Origin of the sequence: Photobacterium makurazakiensis, assembly GCF_050336715.1 — a bacterium.
Lineage (GTDB): Bacteria > Pseudomonadota > Gammaproteobacteria > Enterobacterales > Vibrionaceae > Photobacterium > Photobacterium makurazakiensis.
The window spans coordinates 1-11,108 of sequence record NZ_JAKJSJ010000104.1 but is presented as its reverse complement, the minus strand read 5'-3'; the positions used below and the strand labels follow the sequence as shown (position 1 = coordinate 11,108).

General features: G+C 42.1%; 11 protein-coding genes. 4 read left to right on the top strand and 7 right to left on the bottom strand.

Translation table 11 applies throughout. From position 1 onward, the window contains the following. Positions 1 to 131 precede the first annotated feature (131 nt). Positions 132 to 716: a Tat proofreading chaperone DmsD gene (dmsD, locus tag L4D09_RS27875; protein WP_428460798.1), complete on the top strand. Its 585-nt coding sequence runs from the start codon at positions 132 to 134 to the stop codon at positions 714 to 716. A 27-nt stretch (positions 717 to 743) separates the two neighbouring features. Here dmsD and L4D09_RS27870 read toward each other — a convergent pair whose 3' ends face one another. Next, positions 744 to 1,715, bottom strand: a complete 972-nt coding sequence (locus L4D09_RS27870; RefSeq protein ID WP_428460797.1) for a CHAD domain-containing protein — start codon at positions 1,713 to 1,715, stop codon at positions 744 to 746. A gap of 218 nt (positions 1,716 to 1,933) precedes the next feature. Between L4D09_RS27870 and hppD the strand changes: the two genes are divergently transcribed. Next, on the top strand, positions 1,934 to 3,013 hold the full coding sequence (gene hppD / locus L4D09_RS27865; RefSeq protein ID WP_428460796.1) for a 4-hydroxyphenylpyruvate dioxygenase: 1,080 nt from the start codon (positions 1,934 to 1,936) through the stop codon (positions 3,011 to 3,013). A gap of 62 nt (positions 3,014 to 3,075) precedes the next feature. Here hppD and phnA read toward each other — a convergent pair whose 3' ends face one another. From phnA to L4D09_RS27840, 5 genes are read right to left on the bottom strand one after another with little or no spacing between them, the layout of a single operon-like run. Beyond that, a complete protein-coding gene (phnA, locus tag L4D09_RS27860; protein ID WP_428460795.1) occupies positions 3,076 to 4,299 on the bottom strand; it encodes a phosphonoacetate hydrolase in 1,224 nt (407 codons plus the stop codon). Between the two features lie 18 nt (positions 4,300 to 4,317). Then, positions 4,318 to 5,025, bottom strand: a complete 708-nt coding sequence (locus L4D09_RS27855) for a GntR family transcriptional regulator (protein ID WP_428460794.1) — start codon at positions 5,023 to 5,025, stop codon at positions 4,318 to 4,320. 16 nt (positions 5,026 to 5,041) lie between these two features. Continuing rightward, positions 5,042 to 5,833 (bottom strand): phosphonate ABC transporter, permease protein PhnE, encoded by a 792-nt coding sequence (phnE, locus tag L4D09_RS27850; protein WP_428460793.1) that lies wholly within the window; start codon positions 5,831 to 5,833, stop codon positions 5,042 to 5,044. Further along, complete coding sequence (locus tag L4D09_RS27845) at positions 5,820 to 6,647, bottom strand: phosphonate ABC transporter ATP-binding protein (protein ID WP_428460792.1); 828 nt, start codon at positions 6,645 to 6,647, stop codon at positions 5,820 to 5,822. Before L4D09_RS27845 ends, phnE begins: the two co-directional genes overlap by 14 nt. Position 6,648: 1 nt before the next feature. Continuing rightward, positions 6,649 to 7,515, bottom strand: a complete 867-nt coding sequence (locus tag L4D09_RS27840; RefSeq protein ID WP_428460791.1) for a PhnD/SsuA/transferrin family substrate-binding protein — start codon at positions 7,513 to 7,515, stop codon at positions 6,649 to 6,651. Positions 7,516 to 7,859: 344 nt separating this feature from the next. Between L4D09_RS27840 and L4D09_RS27835 the strand changes: the two genes are divergently transcribed. Both L4D09_RS27835 and glmS read left to right on the top strand, forming a co-directional pair. Continuing rightward, entirely contained in the window at positions 7,860 to 8,630 is a 771-nt protein-coding gene (locus L4D09_RS27835; protein WP_428460790.1) for a DeoR/GlpR family DNA-binding transcription regulator, read from the top strand. 71 nt (positions 8,631 to 8,701) lie between these two features. Continuing rightward, the gene (gene glmS / locus L4D09_RS27830; RefSeq protein ID WP_428460789.1) at positions 8,702 to 10,534 is read left to right on the top strand and encodes a glutamine--fructose-6-phosphate transaminase (isomerizing); all 1,833 of its coding nucleotides are present in this window, start codon (positions 8,702 to 8,704) and stop codon (positions 10,532 to 10,534) included. A 400-nt stretch (positions 10,535 to 10,934) separates the two neighbouring features. Here glmS and L4D09_RS27825 read toward each other — a convergent pair whose 3' ends face one another. Further along, on the bottom strand, positions 10,935 to 11,072 hold the full coding sequence (locus L4D09_RS27825) for a hypothetical protein (protein WP_428460788.1): 138 nt from the start codon (positions 11,070 to 11,072) through the stop codon (positions 10,935 to 10,937). Between the last annotated feature and the right edge of the window lie 36 nt (positions 11,073 to 11,108).

The following is an 11,108-nucleotide window of genomic DNA, read 5'->3' as shown; positions in this document are numbered from 1 at the left end:
GTTATGAGAATTATTATTTGTATATATTTAATAGCATTGAAGTTTGTTTTAGAGCAAGTTACTCGTTTTAGTGATCAGATAATGTGTTTATCAATAAAGGTATATCGCTGTCGATATTATTGAGAGGTAGCATGAACAACATTGCAACAATTGCGCGGATTTTAGGTAGTTTCTTTTATTTTCCGTTATCGCATGAGAATAATGCACAGCTGTTGGCTGCATTAAAAGAAAGTGATGATATTAATGAATCACCGTTTGGCGAGTTGGTTGAGTTAATAGCAACAACAGAGCAAGAGGCTGTTGCGTTGGACTTCCAACAATTATTTGAAGGCTGTGAAGTCATGCCTGCTCCGCCATGGGGATCTGTATATCTGGATCGTGAGCAGATTGTTTTTGGTGATTCAACCATTCGTTATCGCCACTTTTTAGCAAGCATCAACATGTCACTTGATACGGGAATGCGTGAACCAGAAGATCAATTTGGCCTGATGTTAATGGCGATAGCGAATATTATTGAAGAAAAGCAAGATCTTGAGCTTGTTAAAGTCCTTTTGGCTGAACATATACTACCTTGGGCAACGCATTATTTAGAGTTGGTGCAAAAACATGCGCAGACCAAGTGCTATTCATTGCTTGCTGAAATTGCACAAGCATGGCTAGGCATGTTGCAAGAAGAGCTTGAAATAACGGCAAAAGATTTAAAAATTTATTTCTAATGCCTTGCTAACGGTATGCTCGTACTTCTATAGATCGGGCTCTACCTTTAATGCACGATAAGAATCGAGATTAACGGGCAACATAAAAGTGGTGAGTTGTTCAATAGCTTGGTTGCGTACAGTAAGGTGATTAGTTTGAGTTATATTCAATAACTCGTTGATTGCCTGATAACGTTTGCTACTGACTTTCTTCTTCGTAAGGTAGTCAGCAAAGAATGCTAACTGTACTGAAGAATCATTAAATTCGCCGAGCTTATCTTGTAACTGCTTTAGTTGATTGATTTGTTCTTTCACCGATTTCTTCGGTAATAAAGGACTAAAAAACTCGAGTAAATACCGAAGTTTTTTACAGTTAATTCGTAGATGGTGGAGGTCTGTGTCGGGGCTTTGTTGTGTGATATGCAAGCAACAATGCTCTACCTGTGTGAAGTGATGCCATAATATTGACCGCCCCTGTTTAAAGTCATTACTTATAGCTGAGCGTTTTTTCGGTGTTTTTAATTCTTCTAATTGTTCACTGATATGCTGGCATTGTTGTTGGTACTGATCTTCCTTTAACCACTTTTTAAGTGCTTTAAACGCAATACCTCGTTGATCTTGTAACTCATCAAAAAACAGCGTTAATCCTTGGTGATAACAGTGCTCAAGATCGTAGAAGTAATCATCCATTTTCAAAAGAAAAACATCCAGATCCCGTAGTTGATTGGTATTTTGCATCAAGATCTTAAGAACATCTTTAAGGTCACTTTTCTGCTGCTTGGTAAATAAGGGCTTTAATAAGCTGATTAAGGCCCGACAGCGGCGTAAAGACACCCGGTATTGATGTAAAAACTCAATATGGTCATCGCGGATGATCCCTTTTTCGTGTTGTCGTGCATGTTGAAACTCAGCGCTTAGGAAATGGTAAGTCGGGAGGGAATACTCAGTGTTATGCGTTAACGAAACGACTGCTTTTTTACGTTTGGGTAATTTTAATTGATCACGTTTTGTAACTGTCATTATCCACCTCAAGCAGCTCTGTATAACCTTAGCGCTTAATTGAATTCATGGTGAGTAAAAGGATGAGAATATTGATGAAAAACTACAGCTGCCAGCTAAGCGGGATATTGGCAATATGACTTTACGCACTGACTTTACATTTCATTAACACTGTTTGAATTGATGACTTCTCATCTTTAGCGACTTACTGCTAATTCTATAGTAAGTCGATAAAAAGGATGAGTGAGATGACTGATAACCCATTAGGTACAAATGGCTTTGAGTTTGTTGAATATACCGCACCAACCCCTGAAGGCTTAGCGAAGCTAAAGCAGTTATTTCATTTGATGGGCTTTGCGGAGGTCGCGCAGCATAAGCACAAGTCGGTCTGGCTGTATCGTCAAGGGGGCATTAATTTTATCGTGAACGGTGAAGCGCATTCACAAGCCTCTGGGTTCGCAGGTGTGCATGGGGCAAGTGTGAACGCAATGGCTTTTCGTGTCGCAGATTCAAGCCAAGCGTTAGCTTATGCAGTTTCGCAAGGGGCAACAGCGTGTCCTGCACAAGCAGGGCCAATGGAACTTAATATTCCTGCAATTTATGGCATCGGTGAATCATTGATTTATTTAGTTGATCGTTATGGTGATCACGACATCTATGAAGTTGATTTCGATTATTACCCAGATTATCAAAAACGGCTTGCTGCATGCGATGCTGGTTTAGGGGTTATTGACCACCTTACCCATAATGTAAAACGCGGCAATATGGACTTGTGGGCAAGCTTTTATGAACGCATTGCTAACTTTAGGGAAGTACGTCACTTTGACATTAAAGGCAAAATGACCGGTTTATTATCACGAGCAATGACAGCGCCCTGTGGCAAGATCCGTATACCGATTAATGAGTCGAGCGATGATAAATCTCAAATTGCCGAGTACCTTGAGCAGTACAAGGGGGAGGGCATTCAGCACATTGCATTAAGTACTGACGATATATTGGCCACGGTCACTAAGTTGAAAGCGGGTGGTTTAGGCTTTATGAATACCCCAGATACTTATTATGAAGGGATCAGCAAGCGTGTACCTGATCACCATGAAGATGTTGCTAAGTTAAAGGAACTAAAAGTACTAATTGATGGCGATGAAACCGGTATTTTACTGCAAATATTCACGGATACGGTTATTGGCCCTGTGTTCTTTGAAATTATTCAGCGCAAAGGTAACGAAGGGTTTGGTGAGGGTAATTTTAAAGCCTTGTTTGAATCTATCGAGTTAGATCAAATTAGACGTGGTGTGCTGAAGGTTGGGAATGAGTCCTGAATAGCAGTATGTGCAATGTCATTTAGCCGGTTAGACCGGCTAAATGATTTTAATCGTACTTATTAACTCATCGCGAGGTAGTAAGCGTCAAAGTTTCTTAATGGGCTTAAAACTTCATTGTTCAGGTTAAAGTTTGTCACCAATGGGATCTGTTGTTCACTGATCCCACCATGAGAGCGCAGCGTCCCACGAAGGTGGCTTAAATCATGATGCTCGCGTGATTTACCCACGACATAGTTTTCTTCCGCAACGATTATAATGTCACCAATGCGATCTTCCGCTAGTTCAAAGCGTAGTGCCGCTTCATTTTTAGTAAGAACTTCAGACACCCCTTCGACTTGCGATAGATATACTCTGATATCTTCTATTAAGTGGCTTTCTTCAACATATACCGCGGCAAAAGATCCCAGCGCACTGTGGTGGGCAACATAAGGGTCAGTAATTGGCAATATGGTTCGGAATGATCCGGTATCGAAATGTGCAGTTAAAATTTCATCAATGAACACAATATTCGCCTTTCCTTCATGGTCAGTTTTTGCGTTCATGCCATGATCTGCAGTGATCACCAATTTAGCACCGAGTTGATCGAGTTGACTAAAATAGCTATCTAGCATGGCGTAAAAGCTTAGTGCACCTTCTTGCTCTGGTGCATAGGTATGCTGGATAAAGTCAGTTGTGGTCAGGTACATTAAATCGGGGGCTTCTTGTTTTAACAAGGCAACGCCAGCTTTGAATACGAATTCACTGAGCTCTGGGCTATATACATCAGGTGTCTCCATACCAATAACAGCCTCAGCATTATCGATACCATGCTCTGCGAGTGTGGTTTGGTTCGCAAGCTCTGAAGAGAAACAAATAGCTTGTTTTTGGCTGCAATCAAGGCCGTGACTAAGCATGGCACGTAGTTTGTCTTTTGCTGTAATCGCGATGACTTTAGCACCAGCATGGTGAAACTCACTTAAAATCGTAGGAACACGCAGTAGTTCAGGGTTTGTCATCATGACATCTTCAGTGCCATTGAAGTAAAAGTTACCGCAAATACCGTGTTCTGCTGGTGGTGTCCCCGTAATAATCGACATGTTGTTCGGGTTGGTGAAACTTGGGATCACACAATGTGAAATGTGGTTAAGCTGTTTTTGATACAGGCTTGCCATGTATGGCATTCGCCCCTGCTTAATTGCTTCTTCAAAGTATTCTGGGGCATTACCATCAATACAAATAACAACAACAGGTTGAGATGGTAGACGGTATTGGCGATTGTTAATTGTGAGTTCGATGTTTTTCATTTTTTCTTTTCCTTAAGATTAAAATACCAATTCAATGCTGTTGTGAGGCCAACAACCGTCGCTAAATTCTATTAATGTGCCATCTTCAGCTACATTGAGCGAAGTGGTAAGTAATGCAGGTGTTGCTGAGCTTTGCTCTAGCCACTTTGCATCTTCTTCGTTTAAGAAGCCTACGCGTACTCTTGTTTCCAAGCGTTGGTAATGCTCAAAGCCGTAATGCTTATAGACACTTGTGACACTTTTATCTTCTGCGTAGATTCGATCAAATTCAGGGAAAATATGTGTCGGAAAATACTTCCTGTTGAGCAGGGTGGGTAATCCATTGACATACCTTAGGCGCACAAGTTGCCAGACCGGTTCAAATTCTTTAATCCGTAATTCATCAGCAATATTAAATGTTGCTGGAATTATGGTTAAAGAAAGGGTTTCCGATTCAACCTCCATATCAGAGGCTTCTAACCCAGTTGCAAATCGTTGGTCGCCTCGGATTCGGTACTGGCTTAATCGCTGTTTAACAAATACGCCTTTACCGTGAATGGAATAGATAACGCCTTGCTGTTGCAATAAGTTAAGCGATTTACGAACTGTCATTCTTGTCACGCCAAATCGTTCTGCCAAGATATTCTCACTTGGAAGCGCAGTGTTTGGCGGATAGATATCTCGTTTGATTTCATTCAATAATGTTTCGTAGATTTCTCGCCATATGGCTTTTCTTTTTGTATTCATATTCTTCTATAGCTGACTATTTAATTATTTTTCTACGTAAAAAGTTACTTAATTGTTCGACTGATAACACAAGAACAAAAATCATTAAGATAATGGTTGTTGCTGTGCTGTAGTTAAACATGTCCATGGCAACTTTTAGTTCAATGCCTATCCCACCTGCACCCACTAACCCGAGAATAACGGAGGAGCGGGTGGCTTTTTCCAGAGCAAAGATGGAATCATTAATAAATGACGGCATCGCGTTAGGAATAACCGCGGCAAAAGTGACATCTAAGGTGTTACCTCCCATGGTACGTATTGCTTCTTGTGGTCCTTTATCTTGCTCTTCCATTGATTCAGCAAAAAACTTACCTAAGAATCCAATGGTATCAATTGCAATTGTCATGGCTCCGGCAATCGGCCCTAAACCGACGGTAATAACAAACACTAATGCCCAGATGAGATCGGGTACCGTCCTGAAAAATGAGATAGTATTTCTCATGACAAAGCGTATTGCCGGATGAGGTGAAAGGTTTCTTGCGGCAAGTATGGCCATCGGAATACTGACGATGATACCGATAACGGTGCCACACAATGCCATCAAAAACGTTTCCCATAGCAATTTGCTGAGCATCTCAATACGCGTGAGGTTGGGCGGGAACATTTGATCGATTAAACGACCAATTCTAGGTGCGCCATCTAGGATGGTTCCAAAATTAAACCCTATTTGGGTAAATGCGGTATACACCAAAGCAAACGCTACAATACCGAGTACAAAAGAGATCGATGATGGTGTTTCAAGACGCTTTGGTAGCTTAAGCGTAGTCATAAATCGCCCCTAACTTCTCAACAGTTGTATCGCTACTGGCAACATCGAGATCGACTTTGCCATTTTTTAGTCCAATAATGCGATCAGCGTATTTCACTGCATGGGACAGATGGTGAGAAATAAACACCAAGGTTACATTTTTCTCTGATGCTAACTTAGAAAATAACGACATAATTTCTTCACCAGCCACAGGATCAAGGCTGGCGACAGGTTCGTCGGCAACGATTAAGGTAGGTTGCTGCATTAAGGCTCGAGCAATTGCAACTCGCTGAGCTTGCCCTCCCGATAGGCTGCCAGCAGGGCGAGCGGCGAAATCAGCTAGGCCGACTTGTTTCAGGCACTCTATCGCTTCTTCTCTAAGGTGCTGCGGAGCGGTAGCCTGAGTCCAACACAATGGCCGAAAACGTGTTCGACCTAATGCCCCGTGAAGTACATTGGAAAGCACGGACAAGCGTCCCATAATATTGTGTTTTTGATGAACAAAACCGACCTTCGCTAATACTTGTTTATTTGCTCTGCTACCTTGGTTGATATGCAGCGATTGGCCAAAGAAACTCACTTCTTTAGCTCGGCTTTCGATAATGCCAAGACAAGCGCGCATTAGTGTTGATTTCCCCGCACCGTTAGAGCCGATGATGGCAATTTTATCACCCTGTTCGATATCAAGATCTAAGCCTTGATACAGGTAGTCAGTTCCATTGAATGTGACGTGAAGATCCCTGACTTTCAACGCCTGCACACTGGCTTGGATTTGAGCTTGTGGACATGCAATATCAAACAGAGAGTGCTCTTGTAATGTATTTGCAGCTGACATGTTATTCTCCGAGGAACTTGTCAAATGACATCAGGCCTACAGATTGGTACATGCGGCGAATGTAGTCATAATCGCTATCGTCAACGTCTGTGAGGAAGCGCCCACCAGTGTACTTTTTATTCATTTCAGCACTCATGATAGCGTTAAGCATTTCTTCCTGATTATCTGCAAAGGCACGGCGAACGAGTTCGATGTCTGATTGTGATACATGCTTGCCTGCGACAATTTGGTCATTCGGTAGGTCGGGGCCACGGCCGATGACCTTAAAGCCCTCATTAGGGAATAGCTTTCTGATGCCATCGAGGTAGGCACTACTAATAGCAACTGCATCGACATCACCACGTAGCATGGCTTCGACAGATACATTGCGATGTAGGTTTAATGCTCGGTAATCAACACCTTGTTTCAGGCCATGATCAGATAATAGCTGGGCAGGAGCGAGGTGTTGAGAGGTTGAACCAACATCACCAAAAGCGATAGTTTTCCCTTTGAAGTCCGTCAGACTATTAAGCTCTGAATCTGCAGTCGTAAAAATTTTGCCGAAGTAATTCATTCGCTGCCAACCGACGACTGGCGTTGCTTTTGCTCTTTGACGAAAAATTACATATTCAGCAGGGCCAACTAAAGCAAAATCGAGTAGTTCACTATTCAGAGCTTCAACCGCAGAGTTACGGCTGCTAACGGGATAAAATTCAACACTCTTTCCTGTGAGTTCTTCTAATTTTGCTTTGAATGGCCCGAAATTTGTATGTAAAGCCTCAAGCCCAGCAACTTCGGTCGCGGCAAATTTAATGGTATCAGCGGCTAGCGCGACCGGACTGATTATAAGCGAGCAAGCAACAGCGAATTTCTTAAATGACGACTTCATATTTAGCATCCTGGCTATAGAAATTGAATATAGGTAAAAATGGGTCTTGTATACGCTTGTCACCACTTGTGTATACAAGGTGTATTATTGATTGAGTTTATGACAGTGAGATAAATATCCGTGACATTAAGATGATGCTTTTATGTCTTTACGCAGCGGCTCTATAGGTAGCGCTGTTTGATTAAAGAGCAGTTCAAACTGGCATTAAGTTTCGAATCGAAACTTAATGGCTTGGTTTTAGCTCTTTTAATGCCTTGATAATAGGACTTTAAGCAAAATAATTGTGCTTTAAGTTATGTTGTGAAATAATTTATCTATAATTTAAGTTCTGAAGTGAAATTTAAGTGCGGAAACGAAACACTCAAGTAAGAAGGCATTCGATTACACAGCTGGTTCAGCAGAAAGGTGAAGTCAGTGTTGAGGCGCTTTCTGAGCTATTCGAAACATCGGAAGTTACGATTCGAAAAGATCTCACTTATCTAGAAAAAAGCGGCCAGCTTCTTAGACGTTATGGTGGAGCGATCTCTCTGCCTCAAGAAGCGGTTGATGAAGTATTGAATGAATCTGATCACACCTCAGCCACGAAAGAGTGTGTTGCTGAAGCTGCGATAGCGTTAATCCGAGACCATAATCGCATTGTGATTGACTGTGGCAGCACAACGGGCGCATTAGTGTCTAAGCTTGGTAGCAAGAAAGGTTTAGTGGTTATGACGAACTCATTGCCTCTTGCGAATGCAATTAATGAACTTGAAAACGAACCAACACTTTTGATGACTGGCGGAACTTGGGATAGCCATTCTGACTCGTTTCAAGGTCAAGTTGCCGAGTCGGTACTTCGTTCTTATGACTTTGATCAGCTATTTATAGGTGCTGACGGTGTTGACCTTTCCCGTGGCACAACAACATTTAACGAATTAATTGGCCTTAGTAATGTCATGGCAGAAGTTGCTCGTGAGGTCATCGTAATGATTGAGTCTGAAAAGGTAGGAAGAAAAATTCCCAACTTAGAACTCGGTTGGGATGCCATTGATATCCTTGTTACAGACAATGGCTTACCAAATGAATACAAAACTCAAATTGAATCTCATGGCGTAAAAGTTATTTGCGCCAAGTAAGAATTAATCTCCCCCATTTCCCAATTTAGTCGGTTTCTATGGGGCAACAATATTTAAAATGGAGAAATAACATGTGTGGAATCGTAGGTGCGGTAGCACAGCGTGATGTAGCAGAAATTTTGGTAGAAGGTCTACGTCGTCTTGAATATCGCGGATATGACTCAGCAGGTGTGGCTGTTGTTGACAGTGAATCAAACCTAACGCGCGTTCGTCGTCTAGGTAAAGTGCAAGAGCTAGCAGACGCAGTAGAAGCACAAGAAGTGCTTGGTGGTACTGGTATCGCACATACTCGTTGGGCAACACACGGTGAGCCTTCGGAAGCTAATGCCCATCCACATATGTCTGGTGACATTGCGGTTGTACACAATGGTATTATCGAAAACCATGAAGAGCTGCGTACCTTGCTACAAGGCCGTGGCTATGAATTTACATCACAGACTGATACTGAAGTTATTGCTCACTTAGTAGAGTGGGAGCTTCGTACCTCAGATTCTTTGGTTGAGGCGCTACAGAAAACAGCTAAGCAACTTGATGGTGCTTACGGTACTGTCGCGGTTGATCGTAGAGACCCAAGCCGCATTGTGGTTGCTCGTTCTGGTAGCCCAATCGTTATTGGTTTCGGTGTGGGTGAAAACTTCCTAGCATCAGACCAACTTGCTCTATTAAGCGTTACTCGTCGCTTCATGTACCTAGAAGAAGGTGATGTCGCGGAAATAACCCGCCGTGAAGTCACGGTGTTTGATGCTTTTGGCGAACGTGTTGAGCGTGAAATCGCAGAATCGAACGCTGAGCATGATGCGGGTGATAAAGGTCAATACCGTCACTTCATGCAAAAAGAGATCTTTGAACAACCAACAGCATTGATCAATACAATGGAAGGTCGTATTACGGACAATGCGGTTGTTACAGAAAGCATTGGTGTTAAAGCGGTAGAGATTCTTAACAAAGTTGAACACGTTCAAATTATTGCGTGCGGTACTTCTTATAACGCAGGTATGACTGCGCGTTATTGGTTTGAATCATTGGCTGGTGTTAGTTGCGACGTCGAGATTGCCTCTGAATTCCGCTACCGCAAGTTCGTGACTCGTCCAAATAGCTTGTTGATTACGCTTTCTCAGTCTGGTGAAACGGCTGATACATTAGCCGCGCTACGCTTAGCGAAAGAAAAAGGCTATATGGCAGCTATGACAGTATGTAACGTGGCTGGCTCATCGCTTGTTCGTGAATCTGATTTTGCCTTTATGACTCGTGCAGGAACAGAGATTGGTGTTGCTTCTACGAAAGCTTTCACCACGCAGTTGTCGGCACTATTAATGTTAGTGACAGCACTCGGTAAGCAGAAGCAGCTGATTAGCCGTGAAAAAGAAACGGAAATTGTAGAAGCACTTCATGCACTACCTAAGCAAATTAATGCCGCTTTGGCTTACGACAAAGAAATTGAAGCACTAGCGGAAGACTTTGCCGATAAACACCATACGCTATTCTTAGGTCGTGGTGAGTTTTACCCAATCGCGGTTGAAGCATCACTAAAGTTAAAAGAAATCTCGTATATCCACGCAGAAGCGTACGCCGCTGGTGAGTTGAAGCATGGTCCATTAGCATTGATTGATGCTGATATGCCAGTAGTGGTAGTTGCACCAAACAACGAGTTGTTAGAGAAGCTAAAATCGAACATTGAAGAAGTGCGTGCTCGTGGTGGTTTACTGTATGTCTTCGCTGATGAAGACGCAGGCTTTGAAGCCGATGAAAACATGAAGATTATCACGATGCCTCATGTCAGCGACATCACCGCACCTATTTACTACACGATCCCGATGCAGCTACTGTCTTACCATGTTGCTTTAATTAAAGGTACTGATGTCGATCAGCCTCGTAACTTGGCTAAAGCGGTAACGGTTGAGTAATAGAGTTTAGATTGAATTGTTGGTGTGTAGAAAAGTAATAAAGTCTTATACCAAGCAATAAAGAATCATACTAAAAAGGCAGTGAAGAGTTATCTTCGCTGCCTTTTTGTCTTTCGTAGACACATTTCCTAAATCGTTTTTGTCCCAAACCTTCTCAGCGCCATCAAGCTACATCCTTGAACGCTTTGGTTTTGACCAAATTAATCGAATAGTAGTACAGGGGAGTTATGCGGGAATTTTCTGTATTTTCTTCTGAAATGCACCTTCTATTCACGCAATGCTATGTTATTACTTGAGTTTTATAGTAATTGGTCGCAACATAGATAGAATGTAAATTCATAAAAATTCCGTCTATAAAGCGTTAGGCGACCTAGATACCGAAGGACAGAACAGGTGCAAATCATTGAGCTAAATTCTTGGAATATGCATTATCCGAAACCTCTGTCATCAATACGGCATGAACATGAGAAGCACCACCTAGAAGTAGCATTGCAAGAAGCCACTTTGATTTTGATATAGATTTATCTAATTTATTCATTTTTGTTTCCCTCTAAAAATATTAATTACTTTAGAT